This is a genomic window from Pseudomonas triticicola (assembly GCF_019145375.1).
Taxonomy (GTDB): domain Bacteria; phylum Pseudomonadota; class Gammaproteobacteria; order Pseudomonadales; family Pseudomonadaceae; genus Aquipseudomonas; species Aquipseudomonas triticicola.
Genome location: NZ_JAHSTX010000001.1, coordinates 2,884,348 through 2,901,074, shown reverse-complemented (window position 1 = coordinate 2,901,074; position 16,727 = coordinate 2,884,348). Strand labels below are relative to the sequence as shown.

The 16,727-nt window shown below is 60.7% G+C and carries 20 protein-coding genes; 9 read left to right on the top strand and 11 right to left on the bottom strand.

The window, feature by feature from the left end; genetic code table 11:
* The first annotated feature begins 61 nt into the window (after window positions 1-61).
* A complete protein-coding gene (locus KVG85_RS12885; RefSeq protein WP_024012063.1) occupies window positions 62-877 on the top strand; it encodes a UDP-2,3-diacylglucosamine diphosphatase in 816 nt (271 codons plus the stop codon).
* Between the two features lie 111 nt (window positions 878-988).
* On the opposite strand, the gene KVG85_RS12880 is transcribed toward KVG85_RS12885, so the two are convergent.
* Window positions 989-1,579, bottom strand: coding sequence for an HD domain-containing protein (locus tag KVG85_RS12880; protein WP_217864028.1), 591 nt, complete (start codon window positions 1,577-1,579; stop codon window positions 989-991).
* A 14-nt stretch (window positions 1,580-1,593) separates the two neighbouring features.
* Window positions 1,594-1,905, bottom strand: coding sequence for an Mpo1-like protein (locus KVG85_RS12875; protein WP_016771135.1), 312 nt, complete (start codon window positions 1,903-1,905; stop codon window positions 1,594-1,596).
* A gap of 165 nt (window positions 1,906-2,070) precedes the next feature.
* Between KVG85_RS12875 and KVG85_RS12870 the strand changes: the two genes are divergently transcribed.
* Window positions 2,071-3,132, top strand: coding sequence for an AraC family transcriptional regulator (locus tag KVG85_RS12870; RefSeq protein WP_202947690.1), 1,062 nt, complete (start codon window positions 2,071-2,073; stop codon window positions 3,130-3,132).
* Here the strand turns inward: KVG85_RS12870 and KVG85_RS12865 are convergent.
* The gene (locus KVG85_RS12865) at window positions 3,089-4,543 is read right to left on the bottom strand and encodes a TrkH family potassium uptake protein (protein WP_024012066.1); all 1,455 of its coding nucleotides are present in this window, start codon (window positions 4,541-4,543) and stop codon (window positions 3,089-3,091) included. The genes KVG85_RS12870 and KVG85_RS12865 overlap by 44 nt on opposite strands.
* A gap of 121 nt (window positions 4,544-4,664) precedes the next feature.
* Here KVG85_RS12865 and KVG85_RS12860 point away from each other — a divergent pair, with 121 nt between their 5' ends.
* Window positions 4,665-5,231 carry a nitroreductase family protein gene (locus KVG85_RS12860; protein ID WP_217864027.1) on the top strand — a complete coding sequence of 189 codons (567 nt, stop codon included), beginning with the start codon at window positions 4,665-4,667 and terminating at the stop codon, window positions 5,229-5,231.
* A gap of 214 nt (window positions 5,232-5,445) precedes the next feature.
* Here KVG85_RS12860 and KVG85_RS12855 read toward each other — a convergent pair whose 3' ends face one another.
* The 6 genes from KVG85_RS12855 to KVG85_RS12830 form a co-directional block, all read right to left on the bottom strand.
* Window positions 5,446-6,786 (bottom strand): sensor histidine kinase, encoded by a 1,341-nt coding sequence (locus KVG85_RS12855; protein ID WP_217864026.1) that lies wholly within the window; start codon window positions 6,784-6,786, stop codon window positions 5,446-5,448.
* A gap of 176 nt (window positions 6,787-6,962) precedes the next feature.
* A complete protein-coding gene (locus tag KVG85_RS12850; RefSeq protein WP_217864025.1) occupies window positions 6,963-7,415 on the bottom strand; it encodes a Spy/CpxP family protein refolding chaperone in 453 nt (150 codons plus the stop codon).
* A 259-nt stretch (window positions 7,416-7,674) separates the two neighbouring features.
* The gene (locus tag KVG85_RS12845) at window positions 7,675-8,352 is read right to left on the bottom strand and encodes a response regulator transcription factor (RefSeq protein WP_016771129.1); all 678 of its coding nucleotides are present in this window, start codon (window positions 8,350-8,352) and stop codon (window positions 7,675-7,677) included.
* Between the two features lie 7 nt (window positions 8,353-8,359).
* Window positions 8,360-8,770: an SH3 domain-containing protein gene (locus tag KVG85_RS12840; protein WP_016771128.1), complete on the bottom strand. Its 411-nt coding sequence runs from the start codon at window positions 8,768-8,770 to the stop codon at window positions 8,360-8,362.
* Window positions 8,771-9,097: 327 nt separating this feature from the next.
* On the bottom strand, window positions 9,098-9,397 hold the full coding sequence (locus KVG85_RS12835; RefSeq protein ID WP_016771127.1) for a YciI family protein: 300 nt from the start codon (window positions 9,395-9,397) through the stop codon (window positions 9,098-9,100).
* 1 nt (window position 9,398) lies between these two features.
* On the bottom strand, window positions 9,399-9,995 hold the full coding sequence (locus KVG85_RS12830) for a septation protein A (protein ID WP_016771126.1): 597 nt from the start codon (window positions 9,993-9,995) through the stop codon (window positions 9,399-9,401).
* Window positions 9,996-10,082: 87 nt separating this feature from the next.
* Here KVG85_RS12830 and KVG85_RS12825 point away from each other — a divergent pair, with 87 nt between their 5' ends.
* From KVG85_RS12825 to rluB, 6 genes are all read left to right on the top strand, one after another.
* Window positions 10,083-10,946 (top strand): PHP domain-containing protein, encoded by an 864-nt coding sequence (locus tag KVG85_RS12825; RefSeq protein ID WP_110645044.1) that lies wholly within the window; start codon window positions 10,083-10,085, stop codon window positions 10,944-10,946.
* 13 nt (window positions 10,947-10,959) lie between these two features.
* Complete coding sequence (locus tag KVG85_RS12820; protein WP_016771124.1) at window positions 10,960-11,589, top strand: L-threonylcarbamoyladenylate synthase; 630 nt, start codon at window positions 10,960-10,962, stop codon at window positions 11,587-11,589.
* The gene (locus KVG85_RS12815; protein ID WP_024012074.1) at window positions 11,590-12,411 is read left to right on the top strand and encodes a segregation and condensation protein A; all 822 of its coding nucleotides are present in this window, start codon (window positions 11,590-11,592) and stop codon (window positions 12,409-12,411) included.
* An 11-nt stretch (window positions 12,412-12,422) separates the two neighbouring features.
* A complete protein-coding gene (gene scpB / locus KVG85_RS12810; RefSeq protein WP_217864024.1) occupies window positions 12,423-13,388 on the top strand; it encodes an SMC-Scp complex subunit ScpB in 966 nt (321 codons plus the stop codon).
* Window positions 13,389-13,532: 144 nt separating this feature from the next.
* Entirely contained in the window at window positions 13,533-13,724 is a 192-nt protein-coding gene (locus tag KVG85_RS12805) for a DUF1289 domain-containing protein (RefSeq protein ID WP_016771121.1), read from the top strand.
* A 142-nt stretch (window positions 13,725-13,866) separates the two neighbouring features.
* Window positions 13,867-15,087 (top strand): 23S rRNA pseudouridine(2605) synthase RluB, encoded by a 1,221-nt coding sequence (gene rluB, locus KVG85_RS12800; RefSeq protein WP_024012076.1) that lies wholly within the window; start codon window positions 13,867-13,869, stop codon window positions 15,085-15,087.
* A gap of 190 nt (window positions 15,088-15,277) precedes the next feature.
* On the opposite strand, the gene KVG85_RS12795 is transcribed toward rluB, so the two are convergent.
* Together KVG85_RS12795 and KVG85_RS12790 are read right to left on the bottom strand one after the other, a co-directional pair.
* Window positions 15,278-16,243, bottom strand: coding sequence for a M29 family metallopeptidase (locus KVG85_RS12795; RefSeq protein ID WP_076566543.1), 966 nt, complete (start codon window positions 16,241-16,243; stop codon window positions 15,278-15,280).
* A 71-nt stretch (window positions 16,244-16,314) separates the two neighbouring features.
* On the bottom strand, window positions 16,315-16,452 hold the full coding sequence (locus KVG85_RS12790) for a hypothetical protein (RefSeq protein WP_003222780.1): 138 nt from the start codon (window positions 16,450-16,452) through the stop codon (window positions 16,315-16,317).
* Window positions 16,453-16,727 lie beyond the last annotated feature (275 nt).

Sequence of the window (16,727 nt, the reverse complement as noted above, 5' to 3'; positions counted from 1 at the left end):
CCTGTCATGGGCGATTAACGGCGCGCGCGCAAGCTGGCGAAAACATCGCAGAGGGTTGCCCATGACCAGCGCCGAGCTCGCCCGACCCAGTCGCAAACAACGGGTGCGAACCCTGTGGATCTCCGATGTGCACCTGGGCACGCGGGATTGTCAGGCCGAGCACTTGTCGCAATTTCTCAAGGGCTACCACGCCGACAAGGTCTATCTGGTCGGTGACATCATCGACGGCTGGAAACTGCGCAGCGGCATGTACTGGCCGCAAGCCCACACCAACGTCATCCGCCGCCTGCTGACCATGAGCAAGCGCGGCACCGAGGTGATCTACGTCACCGGCAACCATGACGAATTCCTGCGGCGCTATTCCAAGCTGATTCTGGGCAATATCCAGTTGGTCGACGAGGCGGTACACGTTACGGCGGACGGCCGGCATTTGCTGGTGATCCACGGCGATCAGTTCGACGTGATCACCCGTTATCACCGCTGGCTGGCGTTTCTCGGTGACTCGGCCTACGAGTTCACCCTGACCCTCAACCGCTGGCTCAATCACTGGCGCGCCCGGTATGGCTACGGTTACTGGTCGCTGTCGGCGTACCTGAAACACAAGGTCAAGACAGCGGTAAGTTTCATCAGCGACTTTGAAGAAGCCATCGCCCACGAATGCGTGAAGCGCGAACTGCATGGCGTGGTCTGCGGGCATATTCACCATGCCGAGATTCGCAAGGTGGGCGAGGTGGACTACCTCAATTGCGGCGACTGGGTCGAATCGTGCACAGCGCTGATCGAGCATTGGGACGGCACGATCGAGCTGTATCGACTGGCGGATGCCCAGGCGCGGGAGGCGGAATTGAAAGCTGCCAAAGTTGCCGAAATCGCCTGAGCGAAAAAGCACCCTGTGGGAGCGAGCCTGCTCGCGAAGGCGTAGTGTCAGACAAAGCTTATGTGCCTGATGACAGCGCTTTCGCGAGCAGGCTCGCTCCCACATTTATTCTCAGGCCGGGCTGTGTTCTTGCATCGCAGCCTTGTAAATCGAGTTCTTCGGCTGCGCAAACAGCCTTTCCATCATTGGCTCGAAGAAACTCAACGGCAGCGTGTCATACGCCGGATCAAACGCCGCCGCGTCGTATTTGGCGCAGAATTCGGCAGTGGCGTGGAACTGCGGATGGTCCTTGAACTGCTCGCGCAAGTGCCGATCCATGCCCAGGTGATGAAAGAAGTAATAACCCTGAAAGATGCCGTGCTTCTCCACCATCCACAGATTTTCCGCACTCACGAACGGCTTGAGAATTGCTGCGGCGATGTCGGGATGATTGTAGGAACCGAGGGTATCGCCAATGTCATGCAACAGCGCGCAGACCACGTATTCCTCGTCACGCCCGTCGCGATAGGCGCGGGTCGCGGTTTGCAGCGAGTGGGTCAGGCGATCCACGGGGAAACCACCAAAGTCGCCTTCAAGCAGCTTCAAATGCGCGAGGATCCGCGACGGCAGCTGTCTGGCATAGGCACTGAAATCGGCGGCGATGATCGCCCAGTCTTCCTCGGTGCCGTCCTTCATATGGGTGAAGCGAGCATGGGCATTCATTGGCAGACCCTCATTCAGAACGCCACGCGACCGAGAATCATGTCGCGGTACATGACGAAATCGCCGAGCAGGCTGTACAGCGGATGCTGAAACGTCGCCGGGCGGTTTTTCTCGAAAAAGAAATGGCCGATCCAGGCAAAGCTGTAACCGGCCAGAGGTAGCGCGAGCAACAGCAGCCAGGCGCCTTTGGCGATGCTCAGGGCGAGAATGAAGATGACCAGAGAAGTGCCGATGAAATGCAGACGACGGCAGGTGCTGTTGCTGTGCTCGGCGAGGTAATACGGGTAGAACTCGGCGAAGCTGTTGAACTGCTTGATGTTTTCCACGACCGCGTTCTCTGTGGTGATTGTTCTGGCGACAAGTTGTGCGTCGGGCAGCTTATTTGAGTCTAGAGTGATCATTGGCGTGGGCCAGTGACAATCGGCGCCACTTTAGTATCCTTCGCAAATAGGGCGGTTATCTGCAGCCCGTCATGTAAAAGAATAACAACCATGAGCGAACGAACGACTTCTGCAAGCTGGGCGATGGGGATTGTCAAAGCACTGGAGATGGACGGCCTGGATTGCCGGGTACTGTTCAGGCAGCTGGGGCTGGATTTCAGCGCCCTTGAAGATCCGGATGCGCGTTTCCCGCAGGACTCCATGACCCGGCTCTGGCAGCGCGCGGTCGAGGTGTCCGGCAACCCGGCGATCGGCCTGAACATGGGCAAAGTGGTGCGCCCGGCCTCGTTTCATGTCGCCGGCTACGCGCTGATGTCGAGCAATACCCTGGCTGAAGGCTTCCAGCGTCTGGTGCGCTATCAACGCATCATTGCCGAAAGCGCTGACCTGAGTTTTCGCCTGCTCGACGAAGGTTACGCGCTGATTCTCACCGTGCACGGCGATCATCTGCCGCCGACCCGGCAGAGCGCCGAAGCGTCACTGGCCTGTGCACTGGCGCTGTGCGGCTGGCTGACCGGGCGCCCGCTGCACCCGGTCAAAGTGTTGGTTCAGGGCGATCAGCCGACAAACCTGCAACCCTATAAAGAAGCCTTTCACGCGCCGCTGGTGTTCAACGCGCCTTACGATGCGTTGATCTTCGAACGTGCCGACATGGAGGCGCCGCTGCCGACCGCCAATGAAGCCATGGCGCTGTTGCATGACCGTTTTGCCGGGGAATATCTGGCGCGGTTCTCCGAGAGTCGCGTGACGCACCGGGCACGCCAGGTGCTGTGTCGTTTGTTGCCCCAGGGCGAGCCCAAGCGTGACACCGTGGCGCAGACGCTGCACCTGTCGCAACGCACTTTGCAGCGGCGCTTGCAGGAGGAGGGCACCAGTTTTCAGCAGTTGCTCGACGACACCCGCCGCGAGCTGGCCGAGCAATATCTGGCGCAACCGAGCATGACCTTACTGGAAATCGCTTACCTGTTGGGATTTGCCGACCCAAGCAACTTCTTTCGCGCGTTTCGCCGCTGGTTCGACACCACACCCGGCGAATACCGCTTACGCCTGACGCAGGTGCCGGACGCGGTCAATGACGCCAGAACGCCGGAATACACAGCACAAACACCGTAATGATCTCCAGTCGGCCGAGCAGCATGCCGAACGACAGAATCCACTTCGCCGCATCCGGCAGCGTCGCGAAGTTGCCGGCCGGGCCGATGGTTTCGCCCAGGCCCGGGCCGACGCCGGACACGGTGCTGGCGGCGCCGGTCAACGCGGTCATCCAGTCGACCCCGAGCAGCGACAGCAGCAGGGCGATCACGCAGATGGTGATGGCGAAGAAGAACGAGAAGGTCAGGATCGAACGGACGATCTCTTCGTCGAGGCGGTGGCCGTTGTACTTCTGCTTGATCACCGCGCGCGGGTGAATCAGCTGATTAAGGTTGGCCTTGAGCAGGATATAGGCGACCTGGAAACGGAAAATCTTGATCCCGCCCGCCGTCGAACCTGAGCAACCGCCGACAAAGCCCAGATAGAAAAACAGCATCAGTGAGAAGTTGCCCCACAGGCTGTAGTCGCCGAGGGCGAAACCGGTGGTAGTGACTACCGAGGTCACGTTCAGCGCCACATGCCGCAGCGCTTCCAGCCAATGCAGCTTGGTGGTCCACCAATACCAGGTGCCGAGCACCAGCCAGGTCACCAGCAACATCGCCAGCAAACCCTGCACCTGTTGATCCCTGATCAACGCACGGCGGTTGCCGCGCAGCGTCGCCACGTACAGGGTGAACGGCAGGCTGCCGAGGATCATGATGACAATCGCCACCCAATGAACTGCCGGTTGTGTCCACTTGGCCAGCGACTGGTCGGAGGTCGAGAAACCACCGGTGGAAATCGCCGACATCGCGTGGTTGATCGCATCGAACGGGCTCATCCCGGCCCACCAGAACGCCAGGCTGCCGAGAATGGTGATGCCGACGTAGGCCGCCACGATCAGCCGCGCCACCATGTGCGAACGCGGCATGACCTTCTCCGAGCGGTCCGAGGATTCGGTCTGGAACAGGCGCATGCCACCGATGCGCAGCAGCGGCAGAATCGCCACCGCCATGCCGATGAAGCCGATGCCGCCGATCCAGTGCAGCAGCGACCGCCACATCAGAATCCCCGGCGACATGTTGTCCAGGCCGTTGAGCACGGTGGAGCCGGTGGCGGTGATGCCGGACATGCTTTCGAAGAACGAGTCGGTGTAGCTGATGTGCTGGGTCAGCAGAAACGGCAGCGCGGCGAAAATGCACACCACCAGCCAGCTGCTGACCGTCAGCAGATACATATCGCGCGGGCGCAGGTGAATGTGTTCGGGTCTGCCGGGTATCACCAGAGCGAGGCCGGCGACGAAGGTGATCATGCTCGCCCAGAGGAACGACGGCAGGTCGCTGGTGCGCTCGAAAATCACCAGCGTGGCCATCGGCACGACCATGGCCACAGCCAGGGTTATCAGGAAGATGCCGATGATAAAACCAATGATCCGTAAGGTCGGCAACGCCATGAAATCCGCTCGGGCTGGTGGGAGAAGGGCGCCATTCTACCTGTGGGGCAAGGCATGTAAACCGGCAGGCGCTGCGCAGATGAAGCTAGAATAGCCGCACATTTTTCAAAGGAGGTGGCCGATGCAGGCTCTCGACGCGTTGCTCAACCGTGTTTCCGTTCCCCGACTGGTCGAACCGGCCCCCACTGCCGAGCAGCGCGAAGCCCTGTTCGGCGCGGCCTTGCGTGCCCCGGATCACGGGCACTTGCAGCCGTACCGCTTTTTGACCGTCGAAGGCGCGGCGCGTGAGCAAATGGGCGAGTTGCTGGCCGAGGCGGCCCGCCAGCAGGGCGGCGAAGTCACCGACGCGATGATCGACAAGGCGCGCAACGGCCCGTTGCGGGCACCGCTGGTGGTTGTAGTCATCGCGAAATTGCAGGAACACGTGAAATATCCGAAGGCCGAGCAACTGCTTACGGCCGGCTGTGCGGCCCACGGTATCTTGCTCGCGGCGTATGCGCAGGGGATTGGCGCGGTGTGGCGCACCGGGGATCTGGCATACTCGAAGCATGTGGCCGAAGGTTTGGGGCTGGGGGAAGGCGAGGAAGTGATCGCGTTTCTCTATCTCGGCACACCGCAGAAAGAGCCGCGCGTGGCGGAGAAGGTTGATCTGGCTGAGTTCGTCAGCGCCTGGCCCGGTAAGGTCTGAAGATCACAAGCCCCTCACCCTAACCCTCTCCCAGAGGGAGAGGGGACTGATTAGGGGATGCTTTGGAATTACACCGACCTGAGCGTCCTTCGCTGAATCCAGCGTCGGGATACCGGACGTCTAGTTTCTGCGAATCCATAAGGTCGATGCACAACGGCAGACAACTCGGTCGGCCCCCTCTCCCTCCGGGAGAGGGTTGGGGTGAGGGGCTTTTTCAGGGCTGGACCACGACTCCCGGTACCAACGGCAATTCCAGACTCGCCACAAAGCCGCCCTGCGGATGATTGGCCAGTGTCAGCGTGCCGCCATGCCGTTCTGCCGCCCGTTTGGCAATCGCCAGCCCCAAGCCATGCCCGGCAGCGGTCTGCCCCGGCGCGCGATAAAACGGCTCGCCCAACTGACTCAGATGTTCGGTCTGCACCCCCGGCCCGTGGTCGCGCACGCTGATGACAATCCGCTCTCCCTGCCGCGCAGCCTGCAAGTCGATCGGCTGATCGCTCGGGTTGAAGCGCTGGGCGTTGCGCAGCAAATTGTCCACGGCGCGCTCGATCATCGTCGGCCAGCCTTTGAGATTCAGCTGCGGCTCGGCTTGCAGGCTTACGGTCTGCTCGGGGGAGCTGAGCTGCGCATCCTTTTGCAGCGTGGCGAGCAACGCATTCAGGTCCACTTCTTCAGCGCTGGCGTTGTCGGCATCGACTCGCGCCAGCACCAGAATTTCACTGATCAACGCCTCCAGCCGATCGCATTCGCGGGTCAGGCGTGGCCACAGTTTTTCGCGCTCTTGCGGGTTGGCGCGCTCGGCCAAAGCCAACGCGATGCGCAGGCGCGCCAGTGGTGAGCGCAGTTCATGGGAGACATCGCGCAGCAACTGGCGCTGACTGCCGATCAGGCTTTGCAAGCGCGCACCCATGCGGTTGAAATCGGTGGCCAGCACGCCGAATTCGTCGCGGCGGTTGGCCAGTTTCGCCAAACTGTTCTGTTGATAAGTCGTCTGCCCCAGATCATGCACCGCGCCGCGCAAGCGACTCAGTGGGCGGGTGATGGAGAAAGTCACGAGCAAACTGAACAGAGTCAACACCACCAGCGCGATGCCCAGCGCACTCAGTGGCCAGAGCAGACTTTCGCGGTGCCAGGCGTCGAGTTCCGGGTGCGGGATGCGGTAGATGAATAGGTAGGTGTCACCGGTTTTTTCGCTGGTGATTTCGTCGGTCAGGCGCCGCCACGGCAGGCGGCGATCGTCGTTGTTCTGCCGCGCTTCGAATGCTGCGGCGCGGCGCGGGAAGGTGCCACGCACCACCGGATCGCCGGTTTCGTTGAGCACTTGAACGTCGATGTGATACTGACGTTTGCGTTGTTCGAGAATGTCCTGCGCGGCTTCTTCGCCTTGGGTTTCGTAAGTCTGCGTCCATTCTGCGGCCAGTGTGTTGAGGCCGGGATGGCGGCTGAGAATCCACGCGTCCTGATTGAGCATGTGCCCGAGCAGAATCGACAGCCCGGCTACCAGAGCGATGGCCAGCCAGAAGCTCGCAAGAATCCGCCAGAACAGTGAACGCACAGAAACTCCTCGAAAATCACACCGTTCAAATGTGGGAGCGAGCCTGCTCGCGAAGGCGTAGTGTCAGTCAATCCATCGCTGGCTGATACACCGCCTTCGCGAGCAGGCTCGCTCCCACATTTGATTTGAATGGAACTGGCCCGACGATGTGAGTCGTCGGGCCCAGGGTCAAGCCATTATTGCGCCTTTTGTGCCTGCTGCGCTTTCCAGGCCTTGAACTCGGCCCATTCGGCGCGGCGTTCGGCGCGTTTCTTCTGGATTTCGTCGAACTGCTTCTGTTGCTCGGGTTTGAGCAGTGCCCGGACATCGGACTCGGCTTTCTTGTGGTTGGCCGCGATCTCGTCCTTCATGGCTTTCTGGTCGGCCGGCGAAAGTTTTTCCAGGTACTTGTCGACCACCTGCTTACGCTCATGCATCTGCTCGCCCATGATCTTGCGAATCTGCTCGCGCTGTTCGCGGGTCAGGTCGAGCTGGCTGTACGGGCCTTTGCCTTGCATGCCGCCGTGCATCTGACCACCGTGGCGCGGGCCATCCAGTGGACCACCCAGCGGACCGCCATCCTGCGGCATGGCCATGGCCACGGTTGGCAGAGCGGCAGCGAACATCAGAGCGATAAGAGTCTTGCGCATGGTGTATCTCCTTGTCTCGTTCCCGGTACGTTCCGGATGAGTTCAGATTACGCAGATCAAGGTCAGCGGCGGTCAGCGCAGCGTAAAGCTTCGGTAAAGACGCTTCGTGCCCGGCCTTACACATATCCAGTGCAGGAGGTGCTGAAGGCTGCGATCTGATCGTTCCCACGCTCTGCGTGGGAATGCAGCCGAGGACGCTCTGCGTCCTGCAGCCTGAAGATCGCCGCCTTGGGCAGCTCGTACACGGAACAAGATGGTTTTACAGGCTGTAGTAGTAACCACGGCTACGCAACGCAACGATGCGCGGGCGGCCGTCGGGGTGGGGGCCGATTTTTTTGCGCAGGTTGCTGACGTGCATGTCGAGGCTGCGGTCGTACAGGGTCAGCTTGCGGCCGAGGGCCAGTTGCGCCAGTTCCTGTTTGTCCAGCGGCTCGCCCGGCTGTTTGAGCAGGGCTTCGAGCAGGCGGCTTTCGGAGACGGTCAGGGTCAGTTCTTTTTCGTCGATGCTGACTACGCCGCGCACCGGGCTGAAACTCAGATCACCCAGCTCAAGTTGCGTCGATACGGCGGCCGGGTGGCTGCGGCGCAACACGGCGCGCAGGCGCGCGGTCAGTTCGCGGGGGTCGCAGGGTTTGGCCAGGTAATCGTCGGCGCCCAGTTCGAGGCCGAGGATGCGGTCCAGCGGTTCGCCACGCGCTGACAGCATCAGCACCGGCAGGTCGGCGTGGTCGTTGCGCAATTGCTTGAGCAGTTCCAGACCGCTGCCGTCGGGCAGCATCACGTCCAGCACTACCGCCGCCGGGGCGGTTTCGGCCAACGCCTTGCGGGCGCTCTGGCCGTCGTGGCAGGCGCGCACCTGGAAGCCTTCCTGGCTCAACCAGCTACTCAGGAGTTCGCACAACTCCTGGTCATCATCAATCAGTAACAGCTCGCTCATGACTCACTCAATTTAGCCATTGCCGACGTTTTCGGCTTGCACCACTGGCAAAGATACCGCAGAGCAGCGCCAATAGCGCTACCCCGGCGCCAGTGACGAACCACTGCTGTTGATCGGTCAGCAAACGCGGCAGCGGGCTGGCCTGGGCTTCCTTGAGTTGCAGCTTCAGACGCTGGTTCTCCTGGCGCAGCCGGGCGAGCTGGGCGCTTTCGCGAGTGTTGTCGGCATTTTGCAGTTGTTTGTTCAGTTCTTCGCGCTGCTGCTCACTGGCCTTGAGCCGCTGTTGCAGCTCGGTGATCTGGCTGCCGGCGCTCAATGACAATGGTGTGGAGCTGCCGCTTTCGGTGGTTTCCTCACCATGGGCGGGGGCCATGATCGACAACGTGAGCAACATCAGACACAACGGACCCTTGCGCATCGCGACACCTGTTTCCAAATGGATATTGGGCAGGTTGTCGGCAGGCAAACGAGAATAATGAGCGATTGAGATGGGTGAGAAGCGAGAAGGTTCACTGCGCAGGACGTGATGTTGGTGGCTGACAAATAATTTGTGGCTGATGAATATTCTGTGGCGAGGGGATTTAGCGAAACGTCGCACCGCCCCGTTGGGCTGCGTAGCAGTCCTGAAATGGGAGCATGCGGTGTGTCAGACACACCGCGTTGGATGGGTTTTGGGGCGGCTTCGCCACCCAGCGGGAATGAATCCCCTCGCCACATAAAACCCGTCGGCATTTCAATAGCGGGATTACGGCAGGACTTGCTTGAACGGCTTGACGATCACATTGGCGTAAACGCCGGCGGCAATGTACGGATCGGCATCCGCCCAGGCCTGGGCGGCGCTGAGGGAGTCGAACTCGGCGACGATCAGGCTGCCGGTGAAACCCGCTGCGCCCGGATCATTGCTGTCGACGGCCGGGTGCGGGCCGGCCAGCACGATGCGGCCTTCGCCCTTGAGCGCTTGCAGGCGTTCCAGATGCGCCGGGCGCGCGGACAGGCGAGCTTCCAGCGAGTTGGCAACGTCGGTGGCAATGATGGCGTAGAGCATGTCAGTCCTCGGTTTTAGGCGTTGTGGTATCGGTGTCATGCAGATGGCGCGACAGGTAAACGCCCTGTGCGACCAGGAACAGCACGGTCATGCCCAGGCTGCCGAACACCTTGAAGTCGACCCAGATGCTCTGGAAAGTGAAGGCGACGAACAGGTTGGCCGCGCCGCAAAACAGGAAGAAGCCGATCCAGGCGATGTTCAGGCGCGTCCAGACCGGGTCCGGCAGGGTCAGCGCGTGGCCCATTATGCGTTTGATCAGCAGGCGATCGCCGATGAAATGGCTGCCGATGAACGCCGCAGCGAACAGCCAGTTGACCACCGGCGCTTTCCATTTCAGGAAGGTTTCGCTGTGGAAGGCTAGCGTCAGGCTGCCGAATACCAGGCAGGCGATCAGCGTCAGCCATTGGCTCTTTTCCAGCTTGCGCTGCTTGATGAACAGCGCGCCGTACACCACCAGGGAACTGATGATCAGCATCGCCGTGGCGCTGTAGATACCGCCTACGGTCACTTGCTGGCCGGCAATGTCTACGACCCGTGGATCAAGTTTGTAAACGATGAAAAACAGCAGAAGCGGGATGAAATCGATGAATTGTTTCACAGTGAGAGCCAGAAGCTGGATGTGGCGGCATAATAACAAACATATGGGCGCGCGATAGCGCCAGCTGATTTGAGGTTACAACTCCCCGTGAATGTTGATTTGCACTGCCACAGCACGGCCTCCGACGGCGCCCTGGCGCCTGCGGTTCTGGTTGCGCGAGCGTTCGAAAACGGCGTGCGAGTCCTGGCGTTGACCGACCACGACACTCTGGAGGGGCTCGCCGAGGCGCGTACTGCCGCCAGCGAGTTGGGCATGCAACTGGTCAACGGCGTCGAATTGTCCTGCACCTGGGGCGGGGCGACCATTCACGTATTGGGCTACGGTTTCGACGTCAACGCTGCGCCGCTGGTTGAAGCGATCGCCAAATTGCACGATGGCCGCTGGCTGCGGTCGGAAGAAATAAGCCGCAAGCTCGCCCTCAAGGGGATGCCCGGTGCCCTCGACGGCGCCCGGCAGATCCAGCAGGAACTGGGCGACAGCGGCAACGCGCCGGCCCGGCCGCATTTCGCCGACTGGATGGTGCGTGAAGGTTATGTAAAGGATCGCGCCGAGGCATTTCGCAAATGGCTCGGCGCCGGCAAACTCGGCGACGTCAAACTGCACTGGCCGACCCTGGAAGACACCGTCGGCACCCTGCGCGCCGCCGGAGCCTGGGTCAGCCTGGCGCATCCATGGCACTACGATTTCACCCGTAGCAAGCGCCGAAAGCTGATTGCCGACTATATTCAAGCAGGCGGGCATGCTATCGAGGTGGTCAATGGCCATCAGCCCGCAGAACAGGTGGGCAGCCTGGCGATCCTTGCCCGTGAGTTCGGTCTGCTGGTCAGCGCCGGCAGTGACTTCCATGGCCCTGGCGGCTGGTCCGAGATCGGCCAGTACCGGCCGGTTCCCGAGGACCTTCCACCCCTGTGGTGTCGGTTCAAACATGACACAGATATTGCCGCCGTCTGAACAGGTAGAGAATGTGAGTCAATTTTTCCAGATACATCCGGAAAACCCGCAAGCGCGCCTGATCAAACAGGCGGTCGAGATCATCCGCAAGGGCGGGGTGGTGATTTATCCCACGGACTCGTCCTATGCCATTGGTTGCCAGATCGGCGACAAGACTGCCATCGAGCGTGTGCGACGGCTGCGTCAGCTCGATGAAAAGCACAACTTCGCGCTGATCTGCAGCGACCTGTCGCAACTGGGCAATTACGCCAAGATCGACACCGGCACCTTCCGCATTCTCAAGGCGCACCTGCCGGGGCCTTACACCTTTATTCTCAACGCCACCCGCGAAGTGCCGCGCCTGTTGCTGCATCCGAAAAAACGCACCATCGGCCTGCGCGTGCCAAGCCATCCGATCGCGCTGGCGCTGCTGGCCGAACTCGGCGAGCCGCTGATGAGCGTGACGCTGATCATGCCCGGCGATGAAGACCCGCTCAGCGATCCTTACGAAATGCGCCAGTTGCTTGAGCATCAGGTCGATCTGATCATCGACGGCGGTTTTGGCGGTATCAAGGCCTCAACGGTGATTGACCTGACCGGCGATGACCCGGAAGTGGTCCGCGTTGGTTGCGGCGATCCGACGCCGTTCATGGTCGAGGCCTGAATGTCCGCAGTGGAAACCGTGGTCGATCCCCAGGCCGGCGCCCAGCAGGAACTGCCGTTCGCGATGGTCTATGGCCAGGCGGTCATGGAAATGCCGCTGGACCTGTACATCCCGCCGGATGCGCTGGAAGTCTTTCTTGAGGCCTTCGAAGGCCCGCTCGACCTGCTGCTGTACCTGATTCGCAAACAGAACATCAATATCCTCGACATCCCGGTGGCGGAAATCACCCGCCAGTACATGGGCTACGTCGAGTTGATGCAATCGGTGCGTCTGGAGCTGGCCGCCGAATATCTGGTGATGGCGGCGATGCTTGCCGAGATCAAATCGCGCATGCTTCTGCCGCGCGCCGAAACCGTTGAAGATGAAGAAGACGACCCGCGCGCTGAACTGATCCGCCGCTTGCAGGAATACGAGCGCTTCAAGGCTGCCGCTGAAGGTATCGATGGGCTGAGCCGGGTCGGCCGGGATGTGATCGTGCCCAAGCTCGACGCCCCGGAAGCGCGGGCGCGCAAGCTGTTGCCCGACGTCGCGCTGGAAGAGATTCTGATGTGCATGGCTGAAGTCCTGCGCCGTGGCGATATGTTCGAAAGCCACCAGGTCAGCCGTGAAGCGCTGTCCACCCGCGAGCGCATGAGTGATGTGCTGGAACGGCTCAAGGGCGGCGGTTTCGTGCCGTTTGTCGAGCTGTTCACCGCTGAAGAAGGTCGCCTGGGTGTGGTGGTGACCTTCATGGCGATCCTTGAACTGGTCAAGGAATCCTTGGTCGAGCTGGTGCAGAATGAGCCGTTCGCCGCGATCCACGTGCGAGCCCGAGCCGAATAACGAGTCCCTGTATGAACCTGACTGAACCCCGCGAGCTGGCGCCCCTGCTTGAAGCCTTTCTGTTGGCCTCGGGAAAGCCGCAATCCCTTGAGCGCCTGTTTGAACTGTTCGAAGAAGGCGAGCGGCCGGAGCCGGCGGTCTTCAAGAAAGCCCTGACCCTGCTTGGCAAGTCCTGCGAGGGCCGTGCCTTCGAGCTCAAGGAAGTGTCGTCGGGCTATCGCTTGCAGATCCGCGAGAAGTTCTCGCCGTGGGTCGGCCGTCTCTGGGAAGAACGCCCGCAGCGCTATTCCCGTGCGTTGCTGGAGACTATCGCGCTGATCGCCTATCGCCAGCCGATCACTCGTGGCGAAATCGAAGACGTGCGTGGCGTGGCGGTCAACAGCAACATCGTCAAAACCTTGCTCGAGCGTGAGTGGATTCGCGTCGTCGGCTATCGCGACGTGCCGGGCAAACCGGCGATGTTCGCCACGACCAAGGCGTTTCTCGACCACTTCAACCTGAAAAACCTCGAAGACCTGCCGCCGCTGGCCGAACTGCGCGAGATGGAAGCCGAACCGGTGCTCGACTTCGACGACGCGCCGGTGCCGCAGAGTCTGCAGGACCTGGCCGACGCCAGCGCCGAGCCGGAGGAGGAAAAGGAAGAAACCAGTTTCCATTCCCTGTTGCTGGAGCTGGACAGCATGGAAGAGGGGATCAAGACCGACTTCGACGACTTGCTGCGCGATGCGGCGGATGGAGAAGCGCCGGTGCCCGAGCCTGAGATCATCGCGCCGGTTGTTGAAGTTGAAGTTGAACTTGAAGCGGCGCCTGACGCCGAACCGGAAGAAGACATTCTCGGTGTCGCCGAAGCCCGCGAGAAACTCCTGGCCGTTGTCGCCGCCCTCGAACAGCCGGAACCGGAACTCAGCGAAGAAGAAGCCGAAGCCCGCGCGCTGGCTGAGGCAATCGAAGCCGAACGGCGCGAGTTCGAAGAATGACGCCTATTGAGAAACCAATGTAGACCCTTGTGGGAGCGAGCCTGCTCGCGAAGGCGGTGTGTCAGATACATCGATACTGAATGACACTGCGCCTTCGCGAGCAGGCTCGCTCCCACAGGGTGAAATGTCGTTCTGGAGATTGCGATGAGCTCAACCAAAGACCCCTGCATCAGCCTCTGCAAATTCTCCGACGACATCTGCCTCGGTTGCGGTCGCAGCAAGCGCGAGATCAAGGCCTGGAAGAAGCTCGACAAGGACGACAAACGCACGGTGCTGGCCGAAGCCGCGCTGCGTCTGATCAAACTCGGTGGTGCCGGTCGGCGGAAAAAGAAATAACCGGCAATCGATCAGCTAGTCTCTGATGCGCGATGGCGCACATCCGCGTATGATTCGCGACCCTTCGCCGATCCCTTCGGCCTGGACCCAGTTTTCAATACTTCAGGCGCCGCCTGAACAGACCACACCGGGAGGTGCCCAGATGAGTGACATCAATCAGAAAGACGACCAGGAAATCGGCCCAGCAGGCGAAAAGCTGCAGAAAGTCCTCGCCCGTATCGGCGTCGGCTCGCGCCGTGACGTGGAATCCTGGATCAGCCAGGGCCGGATCAAGGTCAATGGCAAAGACGCCACCCTCGGCCTGCGCGTCGACATGCATGACGCCATTACCATCGATGGCAAGGTGATCAAGCGCGAAGAGGCCGCCGAATCGGTGCGTCGCGTGATCATGTACAACAAGCCCGACGGCGAAATCTGCACCCGTGACGACCCGGAAGGCCGTCCGACCGTGTTCGACAAGCTGCCGCGTCCGAAAGAAGGCCGCTGGATCAACATCGGCCGTCTCGACATCAACACCACCGGTCTGCTGATGTTCACCACCGACGGTGAACTGGCCAACCGTCTGATGCACCCGTCCTACGAGATGGACCGCGAGTACGCCGTGCGTGTACGCGGTGAAGTCGACGACGAGATGATCGAACGTCTGAAGGCCGGCGTGGTGCTGGAAGACGGTCCGGCGCGTTTCACCGACATTCAACAGGCGCCGGGCGGTGAAGGTTTCAACCACTGGTACCACTGCGTGGTCATGGAAGGGCGCAACCGTGAAGTCCGTCGTCTGTGGGAATCGCAGGGTCTGGTGGTCAGCCGTCTGAAGCGCGTGCGTTTCGGTCCGGTATTCCTCAACTCCGACCTGCCGATGGGCCGCTGGCGCGAAATGAGCCAGTACGAAGTCGACGTGCTCAGCGCCGAAGTCGGCCTGACCCCGGTGGCGATGCCGCAGCTGAACGCCAAGAGCAAGGACAAGCTCGAACGCATGCAGCGCAAATCGTCGCGGCCGATGGCCAAGACCGAGCGCGTGCGTACCTTGCGTCCAGCCGCCGGCGCACCCACCGCGCCGCGCCCGAGCCGTGAGCCGCAGATCGAAGGCGAGCGTCCAGGTCGCAAGCCAGTCGCCCGTGACGGCGAGCGCGCACCGCGTCCGGCCAACGGTCGCACTGAGCGTGGCGAAGGTCGTGCACCAGCCGGTCGTGGTACGCCGGTAGCGGATCGTCCAGCCGATACCACCAACAAGCGCCCGGCCAAACCGGCGCCGAAGCGTCCGGGGATCAAACTGGTCGACGGCGACAAGCCCTCGGGCAAGCGTCGCGGCGCACCGGCCGGTTCCGGTCAGCGCCCGGGTTTCGGTCGCAAGAAACCGGAATAAGGCAGCTGTGAGTTACTAGCTGCAAGCTACAAGCTGAAGCAAAAACGCCAACCTCAGGGTTGGCGTTTTTTTTGTCTGGACGAAAGTCTGTGCTGACACCGATCGTTCCCACGCGGAGCGTGGGAACGATCATCTGCGGCTTACATAATTCCCCTGTGGGAGCGAGCCTGCTCGCGAAGGCGTCAGTCGCTTAAAACACGAATCGTCCGTCGAAGACTGGTTTGTCATCCAGCGCCAACACCCCGCCAGAAAAGATCAAATCCAGGTGATGGCTGCCCTTGGCACCACCGCCCAATCCGAGATGCAGCCCACAGTGCCGCTCCTCAAACCCGGCATTGCGCGCATACAGATCCTTCACGCCTTCATTGGTGCCAATCCCCAACTCCTCAATCCGCCGGTTCGACGGGTTGGCATCCAGGTACTTGTTGAAATCATGTTCCAGCCCCGGCACGTCGGTGGCGATGCGGCTGATGGTCGAGTTCTCGATCCACAGCTCCAGCGGTGATTCCAGCACGCCGTATTTGCGCGCAAAGGGGATGGTGCTGAGGAAGGTGCCCTTGAACTTCACATGGCCGTTGATAGCTTCGCTGTGGGTGGCGATTTCGCCGGGGGCGAGGTCGAAGTTGCCGACGCCGTTGATGTCGGTCCACTTCTTGATGCTGCTCATCGGTGTTTCGAACCATGAGCCGTGATCGTCCTTGAAACTCAGCGTGGTCGCCTGGGACATGCGCTGGATCAGGTGACTGTTGAGCCCGGCGATGCGCTGCGGGGTGATGCTGAAAGTGTCGTAGAAGTAGTCGCCGTAATCCTTGAAAAGCAGCGACTTCTTCCAGTTTTCCGCCATGACCGCTTGCAGTGCGCGGACGAACTCCGGGCCATCGGGACGCGGGTTGGGCAGGGTGGAAGAGTCGTAGAAGAAAATGTACAGATCGCTGTCGGCAATCGCCGCGGACAGCGCTGCGGTGCTTTCCAAGTCAAGGCGCCGGGCGCTGAACTGAAAGCGCGGATGCTCGCCGGCCTGTTCGGCAATGGCGCCGGTCAGGGCTTCGTAATCGGCGGTGTGGCCAAGCATGACCTTCGCCGAGTCGAGGCCGGCGAGGGCAGGGTGATGTTCGAGGTAGTAAAGGAAATGCGAGATGGCGCGGGGCTTGTCCATGAATCCTCCCTGACTGACCGGGGAATGAAGCGGCAGGCACGACCGGCCGGACCGTGCCTGCCCGGGATGTCTTACAGAGGCCACATCGCCGTGCCGAACGGAACCACCGCGTCGGCTTGCATCATTTCCACAGCGGCCTCATGGGTTGGCGCTTCAAACCATTCGTCCAGTTGCAGTTCGGTATCCAAGTCTTTTTCCAGTGCTTGCATGGTCGATCTCCTAGAGAATTTCACGGTTTATGACTGACCGGTCGAGGTGGCCGGTAAGACGTGAAGAACCTAGTTGAGCGTTTTTGTGATTGCAAAAATTTATCCATTTAATTTTTAAATAGACTTTTTGTTCTGTTTTTCGGGATAAATTTTCTTATTTGAAAACAAAAAACTAGGTCGGTGAAATTGATAGCAAGCTAGCGACCGTCAATATGCAGACGTCCTACAGAAATTTCTGATTCGGAAAATATTCGTTACGCGTTGTAAAGAAAACC

Excerpts from the sequence above, each read along its gene's own strand:
- KVG85_RS12885 (WP_024012063.1), top strand. The coding sequence starts at position 62 with ATGACCAGCGCCGAGCTCGCCCGACCCAGTCGCAAACAACGGGTGCGA.
- KVG85_RS12880 (WP_217864028.1), bottom strand. The coding sequence starts at position 1,579 with ATGAATGCCCATGCTCGCTTCACCCATATGAAGGACGGCACCGAGGAA.
- KVG85_RS12870 (WP_202947690.1), top strand. The coding sequence starts at position 2,071 with ATGAGCGAACGAACGACTTCTGCAAGCTGGGCGATGGGGATTGTCAAA.
- KVG85_RS12865 (WP_024012066.1), bottom strand. The coding sequence starts at position 4,543 with ATGGCGTTGCCGACCTTACGGATCATTGGTTTTATCATCGGCATCTTC.
- KVG85_RS12860 (WP_217864027.1), top strand. The coding sequence starts at position 4,665 with ATGCAGGCTCTCGACGCGTTGCTCAACCGTGTTTCCGTTCCCCGACTG.
- KVG85_RS12850 (WP_217864025.1), bottom strand. The coding sequence starts at position 7,415 with ATGCGCAAGACTCTTATCGCTCTGATGTTCGCTGCCGCTCTGCCAACC.
- KVG85_RS12845 (WP_016771129.1), bottom strand. The coding sequence starts at position 8,352 with ATGAGCGAGCTGTTACTGATTGATGATGACCAGGAGTTGTGCGAACTC.
- KVG85_RS12840 (WP_016771128.1), bottom strand. The coding sequence starts at position 8,770 with ATGCGCAAGGGTCCGTTGTGTCTGATGTTGCTCACGTTGTCGATCATG.
- KVG85_RS12835 (WP_016771127.1), bottom strand. The coding sequence starts at position 9,397 with ATGCTCTACGCCATCATTGCCACCGACGTTGCCAACTCGCTGGAAGCT.
- KVG85_RS12815 (WP_024012074.1), top strand. The coding sequence starts at position 11,590 with ATGTCCGCAGTGGAAACCGTGGTCGATCCCCAGGCCGGCGCCCAGCAG.
- scpB (WP_217864024.1), top strand. The coding sequence starts at position 12,423 with ATGAACCTGACTGAACCCCGCGAGCTGGCGCCCCTGCTTGAAGCCTTT.
- KVG85_RS12805 (WP_016771121.1), top strand. The coding sequence starts at position 13,533 with ATGAGCTCAACCAAAGACCCCTGCATCAGCCTCTGCAAATTCTCCGAC.
- rluB (WP_024012076.1), top strand. The coding sequence starts at position 13,867 with ATGAGTGACATCAATCAGAAAGACGACCAGGAAATCGGCCCAGCAGGC.
- KVG85_RS12795 (WP_076566543.1), bottom strand. The coding sequence starts at position 16,243 with ATGGACAAGCCCCGCGCCATCTCGCATTTCCTTTACTACCTCGAACAT.
- KVG85_RS12790 (WP_003222780.1), bottom strand. The coding sequence starts at position 16,452 with ATGCAAGCACTGGAAAAAGACTTGGATACCGAACTGCAACTGGACGAA.